Below are 20082 nucleotides of genomic sequence, written 5' to 3'. Positions count from 1 at the left end.
TCTGGTGGCCGCGATCACCGGTGCGGGATCGGCTTCGGCCAGCGTGACGGTGCTGTGTTCCGGCAGTTCGTACGCCACCTGCATCGCCGGCGGCCACAACTGTACGAACTACGCGGCCTACGTGCTGTCGGCCGTCAACGGCGCGCCCACCCCACCTACCCGCTGGGCAACGCTTGGCAGTGGGCCGCGAACGCCGCCGCGCACGGAGTGCCGGTCAACGGCTCCCCGGCCGTCGGCGCGATCGCCCAATGGGACGCGAGTTCGGGTGGCGCCTCGCCGGACGGGCACGTGGCCTACGTGGAGGCCTGGGACGGCACCAACCTGGTCATCTCCGAAGACAACTACGCCACCGGACCGTTCCGCTGGCGGATCATCACCGCCGGCGACGCGCAGTGGCCCAGCCACTTCAAGGACCTCGCGTCCGCGGGGCAGAACCGCGTCTCCGTCCTGGCCCCCGACAGCGAGGTCTACGCGAAGGACGGGCTCAGCGGCGGCTGGCTCGACCAGGCCGCCCGGGCGATCGCCGTGTCCGACGGCGGCCCACGTCAGGCACTGCTCAACTCCGATCACCAGGTGTACGCCAAGGACGATCTCGGCGCCGGCGGCTGGCTCGACCAAGGAGCGGCGGCCGTCAAGGTCGTCGTCGGTCTCACCGGCCGGCTGGCCATCCTCACGCCGGACAACTGGGTGTACGCCAAGGACACGCTCGGCGCCGGCGGCCGGCTGAACCAGGCGGCGCAGGCGACGGACGTGGCCGTCGGGCAGACCCGCATCGCCATCGTCACCCCGTGCGGCGCCGTCTACGCCAAGGACCACCTCGGCTCCGGCGGCTGGATCCAGCAGACCGACTGCGCCACGGCCACGGACGTCGAAGTGGGCCCGACGGGCCGCATCGCCTTCATCCGGACCGACGGCGAAGTGTTCGCGAAGGACGACATCAGCGGCCCCGGCGGCTGGTACGACCAGGCGGCCACCGCCGCACAGCTGCGCATCGGCGGCGCGCGGCTGGTGATCCTCACCCCGGACAGCCACGTCTACGCCAAGGACCACCTCGGCGCGGGCGGCTGGATCGACCAGGGCGCCCAAGCCGTCCAGATCGCGGTCACCAAGCAGGGCCGCTTGGTCCTGCGCAACGCCGGCAACTACGTCTACACGAAGGACGACATCGGCCCCGGCGGGTGGAACGACCAGGGCGCGCAGGTCCTGAGCCTCGCCGGCTGACGGTCAGACCGGGAACTCCTCCGTCACCGGGATCCCCTTCTTCAGCGTCCGGCTCACCGTGCACAGCCGCTCGATCGCGCGGTCCACGGCGCCCGCCAGCGCCTCCCGCTGGTCCGCTGCCAATGTCGACACGTCGACGTCGAACACGACGTGCACGGCGTCCAGCTCCGAGGCGCCCTCACGCCGGTCGGCGGTCACGCTGACGCGGAACTTCGAGTCCTCGCCGATCCGCCGCGTGATCAGCTCTTCCGCGGTCACCGCACTGCAGCCCGCCGCCGCGATCTGCAGCAGCTCCGCGGGCGAGAACGCCCCTTCGGCGCCCGCCCGGCCCAGCCGGACCTCCGCGCCCCGGTCGTTGCGCCCCACGAACGCGTGCTTGCCGTCGCGCTGAACCTCGAGTCCCATGCCCGCTCCAACCGGCTCAGGGACGCGCTTGTTCCGGCGCCCACTGAGCGAGAACCGTGATCGTGCCCGGGTCGACCTCGGTGAACCCGGCGTCCCGCACGGCGATGACGCGGTCGCGCCGCCACGCGCCTTCCGGGTCGTCGCCCGGGTGCAGTTCCTTCCACTGCACGGGGCTCGCGGTGCGCACCGCCGTCCGGTAGCCCCGCGCGGCCCAGCCGGCCAGCGCGGCGTCGTCCAGCAGCGCGGCGAGGATCATCGTCGCGTGGCCGACCTGCGCCGAGGCCTTGCCGACGGTCATCGGCACGTGCGGGTTGAGCAGCAGCAGCGGGACGCCGTCCGGGATCGGGCCCGGCTCGTCCGGCGGCAGTTCGCTGCCCGAGATCTGCAGCCGCGCGACTTCCTTGGGCGTCTCGGTGACGAGACCGGGGACGAGGGCCCGCGCCTCGGCGCCGTCGACCTCGACGGTGACGCCCGGCAGCTCCTGCACTGCCGCCCAGTGCCCGCCCCGCGCCCGCCGCGCGACCTTCCGGATCCGGTTGTCGAGCCACGCGTGCATCGGCTCGGCCCACTCGCCGCCGGGCTCGGCGCGCTCGTCCAGGCACACGGCCAGCGCGGCCGCCGCCGCGGCCTCCAGCAGCGGCGTGCGGCCCGGCGGCTCGGCCCGTTCGATGCGCAGGATGACCGGCATCGCGCGGACTTCCTCCGGGAGCTCGTCGGAGGTGTCCGACGTGTCTTCGGCCGGCAGCCCCAGCCAGAAGGCGTAGCGGGCGCCCAGCGGGTCGAGAACGCTGCTCACGGACGCATCAGCTCGAGCCCGTCGGCGGCGTCGGCCGCTTCGACCTCGCCGCGGGTCAGCCCCAGGACGAACAGCACGGCATCGAGGTACGGGTGCGACAGCGCGGTGTCGGCCACCTCGCGCAACGCGGGCTTGGCGTTGAACGCGACGCCCATGCCGGCGGCCGAAAGCATGTCGATGTCGTTGGCGCCGTCCCCGACCGCGACGCACTGCTCCAGCGGGATGTCGTACTCACCGGCGACGCGGCGAAGCACCTTCGCCTTGCCGGCGCGGTCGACGACCTCGCCGACGACCTTCCCGGTGAGCTTGCCGTCCACGATCTCGAGGTCGTTCGCCGCCGCGAAGTCGAGGCCGAGCTCCGCCACCAGACCGCCGATGACCTGCGTGAACCCGCCGGAAACCACACCGGTCTTGAACCCCATCCGCTTGAGCGTGCGGATCGTGGTGCGGGCGCCCGGGGTCAGCTCGATCGACGCGGCGACCTCGTCGATGACCGTCGCCGGCAGGCCCGCCAGCAGCGCGACCCGCCGTTCCAGCGACTCGCTGAAGTTGAGTTCGCCGCGCATGGCCGCTTCGGTGATCTCGCGGATCTCCGGCTCGACCCCGGCGTGCGCGCCCAGCATCTCGATGACCTCGCCCTGGATGAGCGTCGAGTCGACGTCGAAGACGACCAGCCGCTTCGCCCGGCGCGTGATGCCTGCCCGCTCCACGGCGATGTCGACGCCCGCCTCGACGGCGGCATCGGCGAGCTCCGAGCGCAGCGCGGTGTCGGCTTCGGGGGTGTCGCGGTCGACCGAGACGTACAGCTCCAGCCCGGTCACGGGGTAGTCGGCGACGCTGCGGATCGCGTCGATGTTGGCGCCGAGCGACGCCAGCCGGCGGGCGACCTCGGAGAAGCCCCGCGCGGTGACCGGACGGCCCAGCACGACCAGCACGTGGGTGGAGTCGCGGCGGCCGAGCGCGAACGGGTCGTCCCCGATCGCCGACCCGATCTTGACGTCGACCGTCATGCCGACCGACGCCATCGCCTGCTCGACGTACTCCTGCAGGCCCTCCGGGTCGCGGTAGACCCCGGCGAGCACACCGAGCACCAGCTGCCCGCGGATGACGACCTGCTCGACGTCGAGCACGTCGACGTCGTGCCGGGTCAGCACGGCGAACAGCACGGACGAGACGCCCGGCTTGTCGGGGCCGGTCGTCGTGATCAGGACGGGGGTCTGGGTCACTGGTCATCCCTCGTTCGGCAACGCTGCACGGTCAGTCTGCCGGTCCGGGGTCGGACATAAGTAGAGCGCGTGCCCGGCTTCACAAAAGCCGGGCACGCGCTCACTCGATCAGGTACTTACTTGTCGCCCTGCTCGCTGGCGTTGTCGTTCGAGTGGTCGCCCGGGATCACCGCTTCGGTGAGCACCTGCGACGGCGCCGCGTGGCTGTTGACCTTCTGCTTGCCGAAGAAGCCGATCTCGCCCTCGCTGTGGAGGCGCTCGATCATGTGCGGGTAGTGCAGCTCGAACGCCGGCCGCTCGGAACGGATCCGGGGCAGCTCGGTGAAGTTGTGCCGCGGCGGCGGGCAGGAGGTCGCCCACTCGAGCGAGTTGCCGTAGCCCCACGGGTCGTCCACCGTGACGATCTCGCCGTACCGGTAGCTCTTGAAGACGTTCCAGATGAACGGCAGCGTCGAGGCACCGAGGATGTACGCGCCGATCGTGGAGATCGTGTTCAGCGTCGTGAAGCCGTCACTGGTCAGGTAGTCCGCGTACCGCCGCGGCATGCCTTCCGCGCCCAGCCAGTGCTGGACGAGGAACGTGCCGTGGAAGCCGATGAACGTGGTCCAGAAGTGCCACTTGCCGAGCTTCTCGTCCATCATCCGGCCGGTGATCTTCGGGAACCAGAAGTAGATGCCGGCGAACGTGGCGAACACGATCGTGCCGTAGAGCACGTAGTGGAAGTGCGCGACGACGAAGTAGCTGTCCGACACGTGGAAGTCGATCGCCGGCGCGGCCAGCAGGATGCCGGTCAGGCCGCCGAAGAGGAACGTGACGATGAAGCCCATCGAGAAGATCATCGGCGTCTCGAAGGACAGCTGGCCCTTCCACATCGTGCCGATCCAGTTGAAGAACTTGATGCCGGTCGGGACGGCGATCAGGAACGTCATGAAGGAGAAGAACGGCAGGAGCACGGCGCCGGTGGCGTACATGTGGTGCGCCCACACCGCGACGGACAGCGCGGCGATGGCCAGCGTCGCCCAGACCAGGCTCTTGTAGCCGAACAGCGGCTTGCGGCTGAACACCGGGAAGATCTCCGACACGATCCCGAAGAACGGTAGCGCGACGATGTAGACCTCAGGATGGCCGAAGAACCAGAACAGGTGCTGCCAGAGGATCACGCCGCCGTTTTCGGGGTCGAACACGTGCGCCCCGAGGTGCCGGTCCGCCAGCAGGCCCATCAGGGCCGCGGTCAGGATCGGGAAGGCGAGCAGGATCAGGATCGACGTCACCAGGATGTTCCAGGTGAAGATCGGCATCCGGTACATCGTCATGCCGGGCGCGCGCAGGCAGACCACGGTGGTGACCATGTTGACCGCGCCGAGGATGGTGCCGAGACCGGAGACCACCAGGCCGGAGATCCACAGGTCCGCGCCGACGCCCGGCGAGTGGATCGCGTCCGACAGCGGGGTGTAGGCGAACCAGCCGAAGTCGGCGGCGCCACCCGGCGTCAGGAAGCCCGACAGCACGATCAGGCCGCCGAAGAGGTAAAGCCAGTACGAGAACGCGTTCAGCCGCGGGAACGCGACGTCCGGCGAGCCGATCTGCAGCGGGAGCACGAAGTTCGCGAAGCCGAAGAGGATCGGGGTCGCGTACAGCAGCAGCATCACCGTGCCGTGCATGGTGAACAGCTGGTTGTACTGCTCCTGCGAGAGGAACTGCTGCCCGGGCCGCGCCAGCTCGGTGCGGATCAGCATGGCCATCGCGCCGCCCGCCATGAAGAAGGCGAACGACGTGACCAGGTACATGATCCCGATCTGCTTGTGGTCCGTCGTGCGGAACAACCGCAGCAGGTACGAACCCTTGACCGACTCGCGCGCGGGGTACGGGCGCGTCGCGATCGGCTTGGGGGCTACGGCCGTCACTCCTGCCTCCAACACTGAAACCTTGTGGTGGTCATCGTCCGGCCTCCGGGGCCCGGGAACACCCGGTCCGGCGGCTTAGGGGGATCGTAGCCCTCGCTACCGACAGTCGCGCGCACCGGCTGGCAAGATCGGGCCGTGACCGACGAACACACGCGGGGAGCGGTCCGCGCGGCACTGGCCGTGACCACCCGGCTCGGCCTGCCCGAGCACGATCCCGAAGTGCTCCACGAGCGCTCGAACGTGCTGGTGAGACTGGGTCCGCTCGTGGCGAGGGTGCCGGCGACGACGGCGCTCGCCCGGCCGGAGCCGTCGGCCTGGCTGGCCCGCGACGTCGCGGTCTCGAGGTTCCTCACGGACCGTGGTGTGCGCGTCGTCTCACCCACCACGGATCCCCCGGCCGGACCCCATTTCGCGGCCGGGCTGCCGGTCACGCTCTGGCACCACACCCCGCACGATCCGGGCCACCGGTACGCACCGGACACCGTCGCGCGGTCCCTCGCGGAAGTGCACTCGGCGTTGCGCGGGTACCCGGGCGAACTGCCCCGCCGCGGCCCGCTCGACGACCTCGAACGCATCCTCGCGCTCCACGGCGACGCGATGGACGGCGCGGCACCCCGGCTGGCGGCCGAGGCCGCGCGCGTCGAAGCCGGGCTGCCGGACGCCGCCGGCCGCCCGCTGCACGGCGACGCGCACCCCGGCAACCTGATCGCGACGCCCGGCGGCCCGTGCTGGCTCGACTTCGAGGACACCTGGCACGGGCCGCTCGCCTGGGACCTGGCCATATTGGCCCGGCAGGGCGGCCCCGAGTACCTGGCCGCCTACCCCGGCTCGGTGCCCGCCGAGGACCTCGCCGCGTGCACGCGGTTGCGGGAGCTGTTCGCCGTCGCGTGGCGCTACGTCATCGCGAAGCGGTTCCCGCACCGGCTGCCCGAAGCCCGCTCCGCGCTGGCCGCCTACTTCTCGTGAGTCTTTTCGTGGGTCGCCGGGTACCAGGACAGGATCGCCTCGACGACGCCCGCGGGGTCTTCGAGCGGCGTCAGGTGCCCGACGTCCGGGAGCACCACGAGCGTGGCGCCGCCGGCGGCTTCGGCCATCTCGCTCGCCGCCGCGACCGGGGTGATCGGGTCCGCCTCGCCCACGACGACCAGCGTCGGAACGCCCGCTTCCCGCAGCAGCCCGAGGGAGTCGGGCCGGGTGCGCAGCGCGAGCGCCGTCCACGAGATGCCGGCGGGCGGCTGGGATTCGATGATCGCGCGGACGGTCTCGACGAGCTCGGGCCGTCCCGTCCGGGTCGGTTCCGCCAGCAGGTTCGGCAGGTTGACCTCGGCCAGCCAGGGCTTGATGCCTTCCCGGTCGACGCGCTCGGCGACGTCCAGCCTGCTCTGCGCGGCCTCGGGCGTGTCGGGCGTGGCCTTGGTGTCGATCAGCACGAGGCCGCCGACCCGCTCCGGCGCCAGCCGCAGCACGGCCATCGCGAGGTAGCCGCCCATCGAGCAGCCGCCGAGCACGACGCGGTCCAGGTCCAGCCGGTCGAGCAGGGCGACGACGTCCCGGGCGGCGTCTTCGAGACTCGGTTCCCGGTCGGACTCCGGCAGCGGCGAGCGGCCGAGCCCGCGCTGGTCCGGTGTAATCACCCGAAGGTGTGAAGCGAGGGGCTCGCGCACCGCGTCCCACATGCGGGCGTCCAGGGGAAAGGCGTGGAGGAGGACCAGCGGCAGTTCGGTCATGCGGGCCATTTTGTCGGACCCCCGGGCTAGCTTCGCCGATGTGTTCACCGACATCGAAACCGACCGGCTGCTGCTGCGTCCGCTCCACGAGGCGGACCGGCAGGCGATGGTCGACATCCACACCGATCCCCGCACCAACCGGTTCCACCCCGACCCGCCCGACGTCCCGCGCGCGTCGGCGATGTTCTCGGACTGGCTGGCGCACTGGGCCCACCACGGCTTCGGCTACCCCGCGGTCCTCGAACGCGGCGGCACCGAGGTGATCGGCATGTGCGGCGTCCGGCTGCGGGAGTTCCACGGCGAGAAGGTGCTGAACCTCGGCTACCGCTTCCGGCCGTCGGCGTGGGGGAAGGGGTACGCGGTCGAGGCCGGGCAGGCGGTCCTCGAGTGGTGCGCCCGCGACCTCCCGTCCGTGCCGGTGCTGGCGAGCGTGAGCATCGCGAACAAGCCGTCGCTGCGGGTGGCCGAGCGCCTCGGCTTCACGGAGTACACGGAGGAGATGTACGACGGCGCGATGTCGCGGCACTACCGGCTCTGAGCCGGGCTCGTTGTTTGACAACTCCAGAGCGAAGGATCACCGGCGCCGGGTCGGCCGCCGCCGGGCCCGCGCGTCCCAGCAGGCCCGGTGCCAGTGCCGCCGGTCGGCGACGGACCCGGTCTCGTCGGCGGGCCAGACGACGAGGTGCGGCGTCCCGGGCCGGATCTCGTGGTCGCAGCCGGGGCAGCGGTAGAACTTGGTGGCCTGCGCCCCGGGCACGGTCCGCACGAGCCAGTCACCATCCGCCCCGGCCTCGGCCCGAGCCCACCCGGTAGCGGCACCAAGCTCCCGCTCAGGCGACGGCCCACCGTCCGAGCGGCGGCCGGGACGGTTGCGTCGAGGCACGAACCCACGGTAACGGCCACCGCTCAGGCCGACCGCCACCGGTCCGGACGCCTCCGGGGGCTGCCTAGTCCGGCATCTGTCGGCCCGGCCCACCCGACCTCGCGCCCCTGGCCTGGCAGCCCACGGCCGACCGCCACCGGTTCGGACGGCTCCGGGTCGGTGGCGGGCCCGGCACCTGTCGGCCCGGCCCACCCGACCTCGGCACCCCTGGCCTGGCAGCCCGTGGCCCGACAGCCCCTGGCCCAGCATCTGCCTCGTGGCCGCAACCGCCCGGCCCGCGAGGTCTCAAGCCGCCCGGTCCGCCACCCCGCGCCCATCCCCCAGCCGGCGCACGATCCCCTCGTGGCCGAGCCCCTCCCACCCGAGCCGCCCCAGGGTGCGCCCGGTCCGCCGGAAGTCCTCCCCGCCGAGCACCGACATGATCGTGATCGCGGCGTCCACCACCGGCGTCGCCACCCCGGCGCACCGCGCGAGCGCCTGCAGCGGCACCAAAGTCGACCGGATGTCCTCGGTCAAGAACCGGTGGTCGAGGCTGGTCGGCGCGGCGATCGTCCGGTACGGCTCCACCGTCCGCAGCGCGTCCAGCAGCGTCGTGGCCGGGCAGCCGTAGTACCGGTCGAGCACCTCGGTCATCGGCATCAGCCGAGCCCCGTAAGCCCGGGCGACCAGCGCGAACTCGGCCTCGGTCCGCTCCAGCAACGCGATCGTGCGCGCCGAGACGCCGTCGACGTAGAAGAGCAGCTCCTCCGCGCGGTCGATGGTCCCGAGGTTGGCGAGCGCGATCGGCACGTGCGCGACCGCGCCGAAGTCGTGCAGCCCGCGTTCCACCGGGTTGCGCGCGACCTCCAGCACCGGGAACCACTCGCGCAGCAGTCCGGCCCGCCTGCCGACCGCGGCCGGGGTGCTGCCGGAGATGAGGTTCCACTGCTTGGCGCCCAGCACGGTCACGCCGTCGGTCCCGGCCGGCCGGGCGGCGAAGAGCGCGTCGGTCTCGACGACATCGACGTCCGGTGCCCCGGCGGCGGCGAGCGCGTGCGCGAACTCGACGCTCCCGCAGAGCTTGCTGGAGAACAGCACCACGACCTGCCCCGCGCTCAGGTGCGGCGCGAGCCGGGCGGCGACCTCCGGGTAGGCGGTCGTCACGGTGGCGATCAGCACGACGGCCCGCCCACCCAGCCCCGCGGGGTCCGAAGTCACCTCCCGCAGCGGGAACCGGCCCTCCAGCGCACCACGCGCGACGATCTCCCGGCGGCGCGCGATCCCCGCCACGGCACCGAGGTCCCGCGTGTAGAGGTGCACGGGCAGCCCCCGCGCGGCGAGGTGGGCGGCCACGGCCCGTCCCTCGCCGCCGGCCCCGACGACCCCGATCCCGTTCAGCACGCTCATTCCGCCCACTCCCGTCAGTCCGGTACGCAGTGGACAGGTCGGCACCCGCCGGGGGAAAGTTCCCGCCGGGGCACGTTCCCGGAAACCGGGATCCGTCAGCCCTGGGCGAGCGCGAGCGGGACCAGCTGTTCGGCGGTGGTCAGCGACCCGTGCTGACCGACCAGCGACGACTCGACGGCCTCCGCGAGCCCGCGCACCATCCCGAACCGGTCCCGGGCCGCGGCGACGACGTCCCCGATGCGCGGCAGCACCCGGTCGCTGACAGTGTGCCCGAACCACCCCTCGGCGACGGCCTCCTCCCGCGAGCGCACCCAGGCCCGCTCGCCGAGCACGGCCCGCCAGGTGGCGAGGACGTCCGCGGCCGCGCCCGGCTCGGTGTAGACGTGCCGGGCCCGCACCTCGCCCCCGAACGTCCGGACGCCTTCCAGCAGCTCCGGCTCGTCCTCGAGGTCGAGCTTGTCGTCGACGGTCACCATCCCGTGGTCGGCCACGACGGCGAGCAGCGCACCGGCCGGCAGATCGTCCACAATGGACTCGACGAGCCGGTCGACCTGCCGCAGCTGCATCCGCCAGGCGGCCGAGCCGGGTCCGTAGACGTGGCCGAGCAGGTCGAGTTCGCTGTGGTAGGAGTAGCAGAACGCGCGCCCGTCGAGCACGGACAACGTCCGCGCGGCGAGGTCGCCCAGCGCGTGCACCCCGGCGTAGCGCGCCCCGCTCTGGGTGGCCCGGGTCAGCGCGGTGTCGGCGAACTTCCCGGCGGACACCACCGCGGCATCGATCCCGGCCGCGGCGGCCCGCTCGAACGTCGTCGGCAACGGCTGGACATCGCGCGGCGGGAGGGCGCCGCGCAGGTCACTGCCGTCCTCGTGGCTGCACCAGCGCAACGCGTTGAGCACGCCCACGCCGGGCATTTCGAAGGTGTAGCCGACCATCCCGTGCTCACCCGACGCGAGCCCGGTACCGATCGCAGCCACCCCAGCGGCGGTGGTCGACGGAAACCCCACCCGCAGCGACTCGCGAGCGAGCTCGGTCAGCACGGGGGCATCGGCGGCGTGCTCGGCGAGCAGCTCCCAGCCGAGCCCATCGACGAGCAGCACCCCGGCACTACGCGCCTCCGGCAGGGCAAGGGTGTTCCCGCACCCAGGCACCCCGAGCGCGGCAAGCAGGGACGGAACGACCTGGCCGAGATGAGGAACATCGGCAAGCGAAGGCGGCTGCACGCGCCCAGCTTCCCACCGCCGGCCACTCCCGGCGGCCCGAGCGCCAAATCCCTGGCCGACGCCCAGCTCCCCACCCACCAAGCGGCCCGGTCCCACTCTCACGCGCAGCTCCAACCGCCGCGCAGTCTGAGTGCCGCCGGAACGCCCAGCTTCCCCTCTGCCACGCGGTCCCAGACCCGCCGGAACGCCCACCTTCCCCTTCGCCGCACGGTCCCAGCCCCCTGCGCGCGCAGCATCTCGACCGCCGCACGGTCCGGCCCCACACCAGCGCCTCAACCGCCCGCCCCGCGCGGTCCGCTCCTACTCAGGGCCCAACTCCAACCGCCAAGCAGTCCGAGCCCCAGCGCCAGTTCCCCAGCCACCCGCGCGGCCCGGTCCCGCTCAAGCGCACGGCTCCCTCTCTACTGCGCGGTCCGAACCCCTCCGGCGCCCAGCTTCCCTTCCCGCGGGCACTCCGGCGATAATCGCTCCATGCCGACCTACGCCTACCGCTGCCGCGAGTGCACCGAGACCTTCGAGCTCCTGCGCCCGATGAGCGAATCCGGTGCGCCGGCGTCCTGCCCGGAGGGGCACTCCGACACCGTCAAGCTGCTCACCACCGTCGCCCTCACCGGAGCCGCGAGTGGTCCCGCGGCCCCGGCCGGCGGTGGTGGGGGCTGCTGCGGTGGCGGCTGCTGCGGCTAGACCGCCTTCAGCGCCTGCTCCAAGTCGGCCCACAGATCCTCGACGTCCTCCAGCCCGACGGACATCCGGATCAGCTGGTCCGACACCCCGGCGCCGTGGCGGTCGCCCTCCTCGACGATCCGGTGGCTGATCGAGCCGGGGTGCTGGATCAGCGTGTCGACGCTGCCGAGACTCACCGCCGGCGTGATCAGCCGGACCGCTCCGATCAGGGCGTGCGGGTCCCCGTCGACCTCGAACGCCACCAGCGGCCCGCCGATCCGCGGGTAGTGGACGGCCGTCACGGCCGGGTGCTCGCCGAGCCGTGCGGCCAGCGTCGCCGCGGTGGCCGACGCCGCGTTGACGCGCAGCGGCAGCGTGGAAAGCCCGCGTAGCAACAGGTATCCGGCCAGCGGGTGCAGCACACCGCCGGTGGCGAAGCGGATCTGCCGCAGCCGGGCGGCTTCCGAAGCGTCACACGCGACGATCCCGCCCATCACGTCGCCGTGGCCGCCGAGGAACTTCGTCGCGCTGTGCAGCACGATCCGCGCGCCGTGGTGGCCCGGGCGCTGGAGCACCGGGGTCGCGAAAGTGTTGTCCACCAAAAGAGGCACGTCCCCGCAGGCGGCCGCCAGCGAGGCGAGGTCGACCTCGGCCAGCGTCGGGTTCGCGGGCGTCTCGACGAACACCAGCCCGGTGTCCGGCCGGAGCGCGGCCGCGACAGCGTCGGGCGCGGCCCACGTCACCTCCGTGCCGAGCAGCCCGGACTCGAGCAGGTGGTCGCTGCAGCCGTACAGCGGACGCACGGCGACGACGTGCCGCTTCCCCTGCGCCACCGCGGAAAGCAGGCAGGCCGAGACCGCGGCCATCCCGCTGGCGAACGCCACGCCGTGGTCGAAGCCCTCGAGTTCGGCGAGGGCCCGCTCGAACCTCTCCACCGTCGGGTTGCCCACCCGGCCGTAGATCGGCGGGCCGTCGAGCTCGCCGCCGGCGGCGAAGTCGTCGATCCGGGCGGCTTCGGCGGCGCTGTCGCGGGACGGGTAGGTCGTGGACAGGTCGAGCGGAGCGGCGTGCACACCGAGGTCCGTGAGATCGTCACGGCCGGCGTGCACAGCGCGGGTTCGCAGCGAGGAAGTCATGGCAGCATGCTCGATCTTTCCCCGGATCCAAGGCAACAGCCTCGGATATGATTCGCCGATGTCCGATTCTGTCGAACTGAGTCCGGTGGACCTCGAGATTTTGCGTCTCGTCCAGAACGATGCCCGGATCACGAACAAGGACCTGGCGGCCGCCGTCGGGATCGCCCCGTCGACGTGCCTCGACCGCGTGGCCCGGCTGCGCGACACGGGCGTGATCACCGGCCAGCACGCCTCGGTCGACGCGGCCAAGCTGGGCCGTCCGCTGGAAGCCTTCCTGTTCGTCCAGGTCCGCCCCCACCGGCGCCCGCTGGTCGACCCGTTCATCGAGCACCTGCTGTCCCTGCCGGAGGTCCGCGCGGTCTACCACCTGACCGGCCCGGACGACTTCCTCGCCCACGTGGCCACCAGCTCGGCCGGCGAGCTGCAACGCCTGGTGCTCGACGAGCTGACCGCGCGGGACGAGGTGGCCCGCGTCCACACGAACCTGGTGTTCCAGCACTGGAGCGGCGGCCCGCTGCTACCTCCCGGCGCCTGACGTCAGAGGTTCTCGAGCCAGCGGCGGGTCTCGCGCGGGGAGGTGTGCCGGACGACGACCGGGCCCGGCGACTCGGCGGCCCACGCCCGGATCCGCGCGCGCTTCGTCGCGAACGACGTGAAGTGCCAGCGGATGATCGAGTCCGCCGAGAACACCTGGCGGACCGACTCGACGTTGCCGTTGCAGATCCGCTCGCGGGTCACCGAGCGCAGCACCGTCCGGCGCACCAACCGGCCCAGCGACAGCCAGCGCGGGTAGTCGAGCCCCACCACGAGCTGGGTGCGCGCCAGCACGACGTCCCGCCACTTCCCGTACGCGGCGTCGAGGACCCACCGCTCCCCCGCGCAGACCTCGGCGATCCGGCGGCGCTGCTCCTCGTCGGGCACCGGTACCCAGCCCGGCTGCCAGCTCAGGTCGTCCGCCGAAACGTAGGGCAGGCCGGTCCGTTCGGCGATGCGGGCGGCGAGCGTCGACTTGCCCGAGCCGGTCACGCCGTAGACGACGATGCGCTCAGGCACCGGGGTCACGGGCGGGCTCCTGCGGACCGCGGTAGGGCAGGGTCTGGCTGTACACGACGTTCGTGGTGGTGCTGCCGAACTGGGCGAGCTCGTCCATCGTGTGCTCGAGGTGGGCCATCGAGGCGGCGGCGATCTTGAGCGTGTAGCAGTCGTCGCCGGTGGTGCGCAGGCATTCGAGGATCTCGAGGCGGTCGGCGAGCAGCTTGTGCAGGGCCTCGTGCCGGCTGCCGGGGTACTTCAGCCGGACGACGGCGAGCACCGCGTAGCCGACCTTGCCGAGGTCGATCTGCGCGCGGTAACCGGTGATCACGCCGGTGGCTTCGAGCCGGCGGAGCCGTTCGGTCGTCGCGGACGCGCTGAGGTTGACCCGGCGGCCCAGCTCGGTGAGCGGCAGCCGGGCGTCGCGCTGGAGCTCGACGAGGATCGCCCAGTCCGTCTGATCGAGACTCTCGGTCATTCGTCGAATGTACCGCGAGATCCACGGCCCGAGCCGGCCAACGCCGTGATTGTTCCCTTCCTGCCAGGGCCGCGTCGCCGATAGCCTTTTCCGGTGAAGATCGGCGTGAACGTCCCCAACTTCGGTCCCGGCACGGATCCGGGCGTGCTGCGCGCGTGGGCGCGGACGGTGGAAGGCCTCGGCTACGACCTGCTCATGGTGTCCGACCACGTCGCCATCACGCCGGACGTCGCCGGGCAGTACCCGGCGCCGTTCTACGAGCCGTTCACGACGCTGTCGTGGCTGGCCGGGGTCACCGAGCGGGTGCGGCTCGGGACCACCGTGCTGGTCGTGCCGTACCGGCACCCCCTGCTGGTGGCCCGGATGGCGGCGAACCTCGACGCGCTGAGCGGCGGCCGGCTGGTGCTCGGCGCCGGCATCGGCTGGGCGAAGCAGGAGTTCGACGCGCTGGGCGTGCCGTTCGGGCAACGCGGGAAGCTCACCACCGAGTACCTCCGGACGATCCGCGCGGCCTGGGCCGACCACGACGACTACCGCGCGGGCCCGATCCCGCTCTGGCTGGGCGGCCACAGCGACGCCGGACTGCGCCGCGCGATCGAGCTCGGCGACGCGTGGCACCCGCTGCGGCTGACGATGGCCGGCTTCCGGGAAGGCTTGGCACGGCTGGAAAAGCTGGCCGGTGACCGGCCGGTACCTGCCTTCGCGCCGCGGATCCTCCTGCGGCTGACCGGGGCACCGGTGACCGGGCCGGGCCGGCGCGCCGGCGAAGGCACCCTCGAACAGGTCCTCGACGACCTGACGCAGCTGCGCGAGCTGGGCGCGGAGACCGTCGTGCTCGACCCGTTCGACACGGACCCGGCCGAAACCCTCCACCCGGAGGTGGCGTGGCGTGACCTCGCGGCGATCGCCGCGTCCTGGAAGGAGAACCGGTGAAGGAAACCGAAGAAACCCTGCTGCGGCGGGCGATCGAGCTGGCCCGCGAAGCGCGCGAGGAGCACGGCAACCCGCCGTTCGGCTCGCTGCTGGCCGACGCCGACGGCAAGGTGATCGCCGAAGACCGCAACACGTCGATCACCGACAACGACATCACGTCGCACCCGGAGCTGAAGCTGGCGCGCTGGGCCGCTCAGAACCTGGACCCGGAAACCGCCGCGGCGACGACGATGTACACCAGCACCCAGCCGTGCGGGATGTGCACCGGCGCGATCGAGCGGTCCGGGCTGGGCCGCGTCGTGTACGCGCTCTCGACCGAGCAGTTCCTCACCCTCCGCCCGCCGGTCGAGTGGGGCTACGAACTCGACGGCCCCGCCCTGTTCGACGAGGCCCGCGTGCCGGTCGAGGGCTACTACACGTGACGGGCTACGAGGTCCGCCCGGTGGCCCACGTGGAATCGGCCCTGACCCACCGGAGCGCAGCGCCGAAACAAGGCGACGAGGGCGCCCCACCGGCCCGGGTGGTCTTCACCCCGGAGTTCCACGCGGCGGCGGCCGACCTGAAACCGGGCGACCGCCTGGTCCTCCTCACCTGGCTGCACGAAGCCGACCGCGAAGTCCAGGCGGTCCGCCCCCGCGGCGACCCGGCCCGCCCCACGACGGGCGTGTTCTCGACGCTCCCCGGACCGCCCGAACCCGATCGGCCTGCACCCGGTCACCGTGACCGCGGCGGAAGGCGGCACGCTCACGGTGACCGGGCTGGAAGCCATCGACGGCACGCCGATCCTGGACGTCAAGCCGGTCCTGCGCGAGGGGGCCGGGCGCTGATCAGTAGGTCTTGAAGCCCTTTCCGGTCTTCCGCCCCAGCCGCCCGGCGGTCACGAGGTGCTCCAGCAGCGGCGCCGGGGCGAAGCCCTCCTCGCGGAACTCGAGGTACAACGTCCGCTGGATCGCCAGCGAGACGTCCAAGCCGACGACGTCCAGCAGCTCGAACGGGCCCATCGGCAAGCCGCAGCCGACCTTCATGGCCGTGTCGATGTCGTCCGCCTCCGCGTAGTGGGCTTCCAGCATCTTCACCGCGTCGTTGAGGTACGGGAACAGCAGCGCGTTGACGATGAAGCCCGCGCGGTCGCCGCAGTGGACGGCGTGCTTGCCGACCGCCGCGCAGACCGCGCTCGCCGTCGACACCACGTCCGGGGCGGTCGCGATCGTCGACACCACCTCGACGAGCTTCATCACCGGGGCCGGGTTGAAGAAGTGGAGACCGACCACATCGGACGGCCGCGAAGTCGCCGCCGCGCACTCGATCACCGGCAGCGAGGACGTCGTCGTGGCGAGCACCGCGCCGGGGCGGACCACCTCGTCCAAAGCCGCGAACACCGCCTGCTTCACCGACAGTTCCTCGGCCACCGCCTCGACGACCAGGTCGACGTCGGCCAGTGCCTCGAAGTCCGTCACCGGGGTGATCCGGGCCAGTGCCGCCGCCGCGTCCTCTTCGGACAGTTTGCCGCGGACCACGGCCTTGTCGAGCGACTTCTTCACCTTCGCCACCGACGCTTCGGCCTTCTCCAGGCTCCGGGCTCGCAGCACGACGTCGAGGCCGCGCTTGGCGAACACCTCCGCGATGCCGGTGGCCATCGTCCCGGTGCCGACCACGCCGACCCGCGTGACCGGCCTCGGCGGCACCGAGTCCACAGTGGACGCGACATCGGCAGCGACCACGTTCGGCGAGTCCGGGGCGTCGTAGGTGTAGAAGCCGCGGCCGGTCTTGCGGCCGAGCAGGCCGGCCGTGATCATCTGCTTCAGCAGCGGCGCCGGGGCGTGCAGGCGGTTGCGGGACTGGTGGTACATCGTGTCGAGGATTTCGTTCGCGGTGTCCAGCCCGATCAGGTCGAGCAGCGCGAGCGGGCCCATCGGGTAGCCGCAGCCGAAGCGCATCGCGGCGTCGAGGTCTTCGCGCGTGGCGTAGCGCTGCTCGTACATCCGCACCGCGTGGTTGAGGTAGCCGAACAGCAGCGCGTTCGCGATGAACCCGGCCCGGTCGCCGATCACCACCGGCACCTTGCCGAGCCGCTCGGCGAACTCGACCACCTCGGTGACCACCTCCGGCTCGGTCACCACCGTCTTCACGATCTCGACGAGCTTCTGCACCGGCGCCGGGTTGAAGAAGTGCATGCCGACGACCTTGCCGGGACGCGTGGTGTGCACGCCGATCTCGGTGATCGACAGCGAAGACGTGTTGGACGCGAACACGACTTCGGGCCGGGTGATCTTGTCGAGCTCGGTGAAGACGTCGGCCTTCAGTTCGAGGCTCTCCGGGATCGCCTCGATCACGAGGTCCACATCGGACAGATCGGAAAGCGAAGTGCCGTAACGGATCCGTCCCAAGAGCGCGTCACGACCGGCAGAATCCAGCTTGCCGCCGGAGAGCGCCCGTTCGGTCGAGTGCCGCAGGTGCCCGCGACCTCGCGCGACCCCCGCTTCGTCGAGCTCGACCGTGACGACGTCGAGCCCGCTGCGCGCGAGCACTTCGGCGATCCCGGCCCCCATCGTGCCCAGGCCGATCACTCCGACCGTCGAAATGTCCCGCGTCATCGAGGCCTCCAGAGATGTTACTCGCTGGTAATTGCCCCGATACTGCCACGCGGAACCGCGCGAAGCCCAGACGGAATCGAGTCAGTACGGCTCAAGTCACCCGGTCGGCGAACCCGCCTCACTCGCCGAAATTGCCGTCCACCAGCTCCTTTGCCTTCTCCAGCGCCGCAGCGGCCTGCGGGCCGCGGGCCCGCAAAAGAATCCGGTCACCCTGCCGGGCACCGAGCGACATCAGGGCCAGCACGCTGCGGCCGTCGGCCTCCTGGTCACCGAGCCGGACGGTGACCTCGGCGTCGAACTCGCTGAGCGTGCGCACCAGCACCGCCGCGGGCCGGGCGTGCAGCCCGACGTCGTTGCGCAGCTCCAGCTCGACTTCGGCGCCGCCCGCCGTGGCCTCGGCCGGCTCGAGGTCCTCGGGGATCCCGGCCGCGGCGGCGGCCTCGGCCACCGCCTTGCGGTCCTGCCCCGCCTGCGCCGCGACGGCCGCGGCGATCGCGCCCTCGACCAGCGGGCCGTCCGCGACGATGGCCGCCGACGGGTCGGCCAGCGATTCGACGGCCAGCTCGGCGGTCATCTGCGCGCTGCCGAGGTCGTAGAGCAGCACGACGCCGTCGCCGCGGTCGGCGCGCTGGGTGGCGGCGACGACCTCGTCGTAGTCCGTGCCGATCGAGCCGTCGGAGAGGCCGCCGGCCGGCACGATGGTGACGTCGGGCGCCATCTGGGCGGCCAGCTCGGCCAGGCCTTCGGCGAGTTTGGCGCTGTGCGAAACGAGCACGATCCCCACGCTCACCGGGCCGCCTCCGCGAACGCGCGCAGCAGCAGCGCCGACGACCGGGCGCCGGGGTCCAGGTGCCCCACCGCGCGTTCGCCGAGGTAGGACGCCCGGCCCTTGCGCGGCACCAAGTCCACTGTGGACTCCGCGCCGCGGTCGGCCGCGTCGGCCGCGGCGGTCAGCACCGCGGCGACGTCACCGCCGTCCCCCGCTGCCTTCTCCGCGGCCGAGACCGCGGGGATCAGGGCGTCGACCATGGTCGCGTCGCCACCGACGGCCTTCCCGCGGGCCTGGACGCCTTCGAGGCCGGCGCGCAACGCGTCCAGCAACGCCGGGACGTCGAGGTCGGCGGCCGCACCCAGCTTGGCCGAGGCACGCAGGAAAGCCGTGCCGTACAACGGGCCTGCGGCCCCGCCCACCTTGGAGATCAACGTCGTCGCGACGAGCTTCAGCACCCCGCCCGGTGTGTCCGGCGCACCGGCGTCGAGCGCCGCGACGACGGCCGTGAACCCGCGGTTCAGGTTCTCGCCGTGGTCGCCGTCGCCGATCGCGCGGTCGAGCTCGACCAGTTCCGCGCGGTGCTCGGCGACCACCGCAGCGGCGGCGCGCACGGCCGCCGCGACTCCCTCGGCCTTGCAGGTCATCAGAGCCCCCACCGCAGCGCCGCGGTGTTGACCGGCGCGTCCCAGAGCTCGGTCAGCTCGTCGTCCAGTTTGAGCAACGTCAGACTCATCCCCTGCATCTCGAGGCTGGTGATGTACGGGCCGACCAGCCGGCGTTCGACCACGATCCCACGCTCGGCCAGCAGCCGCTCGGCGATGCCGTGGGCCAGGTACAGCTCGACGAGCGGGGTGCCGCCCATGGAGTTGGTGAAGAGCAGGACGCGGTCGCCGGACGCGAAGGGCAGGTCCGAGACGACGGCCTCGACCAGCCGCGCCACCAGCGCGTCGGCCGGTTCGAGCGGGATCCGTTCGCGGCCGGGCTCGCCGTGGATGCCGATGCCGAACTCGACCTCGCCGTCGTCGAGGTCGAAGCTCGGGGTGCCGGCGTGCGGCACGGTCGGCGCGGTCAGCGCGACACCGATCGACCGGACCCGGCCGATCACCTTCTCCGCCAGCGCGGTCACGGCGTCGAGCGAGTCCCCGCGCTCGGCGGCGGCGCCGGTGATCTTCTCCAGCAGCACCGTCCCGCCGACCCCGCGGCGGCCGGCGGTGTAGGTCGAGTCCTTGACCGCGACGTCGTCGTCGATCACGACGCTGCGCACCTCGAGGCCCTCGGCGGCGGCCAGCTCGGCGGCCGTCTCGAAGTTCAGCACGTCCCCGGTGTAGTTCTTGACGATGAGCAGCGCGCCCGCGTCGCCGGTGGTCGCGGTGACGGCGGCCTGCACGGCGTCCGGCGTCGGCGAGGTGAACACGGCGCCGGGTACGGCGGCGGCGAGCATGCCCTGGCCGACGAAGCCCCCGTGCAGCGGTTCGTGCCCGGACCCGCCCCCGGAGATCACGGCGACCTTGCCCGCGACCGGCGCGTCGGCCCGGACGACGACATCGGGGTCGTACTGGACGCGCAGGACGTCGGAGTGCGCGGCGGCGAGGCCCCGCAGCGACTCCGCGACCACGTTCGCCGGATCGTTGATGATCTTCTTCACGGCAACCTCCGGCACATCGGCGGGTGGGGTGCCCCCTTCCTACCTCGCCGCGCGGCCGACC

The 20082-nt window shown here is 72.2% G+C and carries 23 protein-coding genes; 8 read left to right on the top strand and 15 right to left on the bottom strand.

The genetic code is table 11. The features are described 5' to 3' along the window. Positions 1–54 precede the first annotated feature (54 nt). Positions 55–1221, top strand: a complete 1167-nt coding sequence (locus AB0B33_RS01795) for a CHAP domain-containing protein (protein ID WP_360765556.1) — start codon at positions 55–57, stop codon at positions 1219–1221. A gap of 3 nt (positions 1222–1224) precedes the next feature. Here AB0B33_RS01795 and AB0B33_RS01790 read toward each other — a convergent pair whose 3' ends face one another. From AB0B33_RS01790 to ctaD, 4 genes are all read right to left on the bottom strand, one after another. Then, positions 1225–1626, bottom strand: a complete 402-nt coding sequence (locus AB0B33_RS01790; protein WP_360765554.1) for an OsmC family protein — start codon at positions 1624–1626, stop codon at positions 1225–1227. Positions 1627–1642: 16 nt separating this feature from the next. Then, positions 1643–2422: a peptidyl-tRNA hydrolase gene (locus tag AB0B33_RS01785; protein WP_360765551.1), complete on the bottom strand. Its 780-nt coding sequence runs from the start codon at positions 2420–2422 to the stop codon at positions 1643–1645. Then, on the bottom strand, positions 2419–3648 hold the full coding sequence (serB, locus tag AB0B33_RS01780) for a phosphoserine phosphatase SerB (protein ID WP_360765548.1): 1230 nt from the start codon (positions 3646–3648) through the stop codon (positions 2419–2421). The genes AB0B33_RS01785 and serB overlap by 4 nt, the downstream gene beginning before the upstream one ends. 116 nt (positions 3649–3764) lie before the next feature. Continuing rightward, positions 3765–5552, bottom strand: a complete 1788-nt coding sequence (ctaD, locus tag AB0B33_RS01775; RefSeq protein ID WP_247019225.1) for a cytochrome c oxidase subunit I — start codon at positions 5550–5552, stop codon at positions 3765–3767. 135 nt (positions 5553–5687) lie between these two features. On the opposite strand from ctaD, the gene AB0B33_RS01770 reads away from it, so the two are divergent. Further along, complete coding sequence (locus tag AB0B33_RS01770; protein WP_360765545.1) at positions 5688–6518, top strand: phosphotransferase; 831 nt, start codon at positions 5688–5690, stop codon at positions 6516–6518. Here the strand turns inward: AB0B33_RS01770 and AB0B33_RS01765 are convergent. Further along, a complete protein-coding gene (locus AB0B33_RS01765) occupies positions 6506–7279 on the bottom strand; it encodes an alpha/beta hydrolase (protein ID WP_360765542.1) in 774 nt (257 codons plus the stop codon). The two genes, AB0B33_RS01770 and AB0B33_RS01765, sit on opposite strands and share 13 nt — an antisense overlap. On the opposite strand from AB0B33_RS01765, the gene AB0B33_RS01760 reads away from it, so the two are divergent. After that, the gene (locus AB0B33_RS01760; protein WP_360765540.1) at positions 7278–7817 is read left to right on the top strand and encodes a GNAT family N-acetyltransferase; all 540 of its coding nucleotides are present in this window, start codon (positions 7278–7280) and stop codon (positions 7815–7817) included. The two genes, AB0B33_RS01765 and AB0B33_RS01760, sit on opposite strands and share 2 nt — an antisense overlap. Before the next feature lie 36 nt (positions 7818–7853). On the opposite strand, the gene AB0B33_RS01755 is transcribed toward AB0B33_RS01760, so the two are convergent. The 3 genes from AB0B33_RS01755 to AB0B33_RS01745 form a co-directional block, all read right to left on the bottom strand. After that, positions 7854–8162: a hypothetical protein gene (locus AB0B33_RS01755; RefSeq protein ID WP_360765538.1), complete on the bottom strand. Its 309-nt coding sequence runs from the start codon at positions 8160–8162 to the stop codon at positions 7854–7856. A gap of 285 nt (positions 8163–8447) precedes the next feature. Continuing rightward, positions 8448–9548: an NAD/NADP octopine/nopaline dehydrogenase family protein gene (locus AB0B33_RS01750; RefSeq protein WP_360765536.1), complete on the bottom strand. Its 1101-nt coding sequence runs from the start codon at positions 9546–9548 to the stop codon at positions 8448–8450. Positions 9549–9643: 95 nt separating this feature from the next. Then, complete coding sequence (locus tag AB0B33_RS01745) at positions 9644–10768, bottom strand: nucleotide pyrophosphatase/phosphodiesterase family protein (RefSeq protein ID WP_360765533.1); 1125 nt, start codon at positions 10766–10768, stop codon at positions 9644–9646. Positions 10769–11239: 471 nt separating this feature from the next. On the opposite strand from AB0B33_RS01745, the gene AB0B33_RS01740 reads away from it, so the two are divergent. Further along, a complete protein-coding gene (locus AB0B33_RS01740; protein WP_360765530.1) occupies positions 11240–11452 on the top strand; it encodes a zinc ribbon domain-containing protein in 213 nt (70 codons plus the stop codon). Here the strand turns inward: AB0B33_RS01740 and AB0B33_RS01735 are convergent. Further along, positions 11449–12567, bottom strand: coding sequence for a PLP-dependent transferase (locus AB0B33_RS01735; RefSeq protein ID WP_360765527.1), 1119 nt, complete (start codon positions 12565–12567; stop codon positions 11449–11451). The genes AB0B33_RS01740 and AB0B33_RS01735 overlap by 4 nt on opposite strands. A gap of 58 nt (positions 12568–12625) precedes the next feature. On the opposite strand from AB0B33_RS01735, the gene AB0B33_RS01730 reads away from it, so the two are divergent. Continuing rightward, positions 12626–13102, top strand: a complete 477-nt coding sequence (locus AB0B33_RS01730; RefSeq protein ID WP_247019213.1) for an Lrp/AsnC family transcriptional regulator — start codon at positions 12626–12628, stop codon at positions 13100–13102. A 2-nt stretch (positions 13103–13104) separates the two neighbouring features. Here the strand turns inward: AB0B33_RS01730 and AB0B33_RS01725 are convergent, their stop codons facing one another. Together AB0B33_RS01725 and AB0B33_RS01720 are read right to left on the bottom strand one after the other, a co-directional pair. Next, positions 13105–13629, bottom strand: a complete 525-nt coding sequence (locus AB0B33_RS01725; RefSeq protein ID WP_360765523.1) for an adenylate kinase — start codon at positions 13627–13629, stop codon at positions 13105–13107. After that, the gene (locus AB0B33_RS01720; protein WP_247019209.1) at positions 13613–14077 is read right to left on the bottom strand and encodes an Lrp/AsnC family transcriptional regulator; all 465 of its coding nucleotides are present in this window, start codon (positions 14075–14077) and stop codon (positions 13613–13615) included. The genes AB0B33_RS01725 and AB0B33_RS01720 overlap by 17 nt, the downstream gene beginning before the upstream one ends. 93 nt (positions 14078–14170) lie before the next feature. Between AB0B33_RS01720 and AB0B33_RS01715 the strand changes: the two genes are divergently transcribed. The 3 genes from AB0B33_RS01715 (at position 14171) to AB0B33_RS01705 (ending at position 15837) form a co-directional block, all read left to right on the top strand. After that, on the top strand, positions 14171–15010 hold the full coding sequence (locus AB0B33_RS01715; RefSeq protein ID WP_360765521.1) for an LLM class flavin-dependent oxidoreductase: 840 nt from the start codon (positions 14171–14173) through the stop codon (positions 15008–15010). Further along, positions 15007–15432, top strand: a complete 426-nt coding sequence (locus AB0B33_RS01710; protein WP_360765518.1) for a nucleoside deaminase — start codon at positions 15007–15009, stop codon at positions 15430–15432. Before AB0B33_RS01715 ends, AB0B33_RS01710 begins: the two co-directional genes overlap by 4 nt. Positions 15433–15729: 297 nt before the next feature. After that, positions 15730–15837 carry a TrmO family methyltransferase gene (locus tag AB0B33_RS01705; protein ID WP_360765515.1) on the top strand — a complete coding sequence of 36 codons (108 nt, stop codon included), beginning with the start codon at positions 15730–15732 and terminating at the stop codon, positions 15835–15837. Here the strand turns inward: AB0B33_RS01705 and AB0B33_RS01700 are convergent, their stop codons facing one another. The 4 genes from AB0B33_RS01700 to dhaK all read right to left on the bottom strand — a co-directional run bounded on the left by AB0B33_RS01700 (position 15838) and on the right by dhaK (position 20021). After that, complete coding sequence (locus AB0B33_RS01700; RefSeq protein WP_360765512.1) at positions 15838–17604, bottom strand: 3-hydroxybutyryl-CoA dehydrogenase; 1767 nt, start codon at positions 17602–17604, stop codon at positions 15838–15840. A gap of 118 nt (positions 17605–17722) precedes the next feature. Continuing rightward, positions 17723–18394 (bottom strand): dihydroxyacetone kinase phosphoryl donor subunit DhaM, encoded by a 672-nt coding sequence (dhaM, locus tag AB0B33_RS01695; RefSeq protein ID WP_360765509.1) that lies wholly within the window; start codon positions 18392–18394, stop codon positions 17723–17725. Next, entirely contained in the window at positions 18391–19020 is a 630-nt protein-coding gene (dhaL, locus tag AB0B33_RS01690) for a dihydroxyacetone kinase subunit DhaL (protein ID WP_360765506.1), read from the bottom strand. The genes dhaM and dhaL overlap by 4 nt, the downstream gene beginning before the upstream one ends. Beyond that, positions 19020–20021: a dihydroxyacetone kinase subunit DhaK gene (gene dhaK / locus AB0B33_RS01685; RefSeq protein ID WP_360765503.1), complete on the bottom strand. Its 1002-nt coding sequence runs from the start codon at positions 20019–20021 to the stop codon at positions 19020–19022. Before dhaK ends, dhaL begins: the two co-directional genes overlap by 1 nt. Positions 20022–20082: the final 61 nt, after the last annotated feature.

It is taken from the genome of Amycolatopsis sp. NPDC049159, assembly GCF_040648295.1.
GTDB classification, from domain to species: domain Bacteria; phylum Actinomycetota; class Actinomycetes; order Mycobacteriales; family Pseudonocardiaceae; genus Amycolatopsis; species Amycolatopsis pretoriensis_A.
The sequence above is the reverse complement of the archived record's forward strand: the minus strand, read 5'-3'. Positions and strand labels throughout refer to the sequence as shown.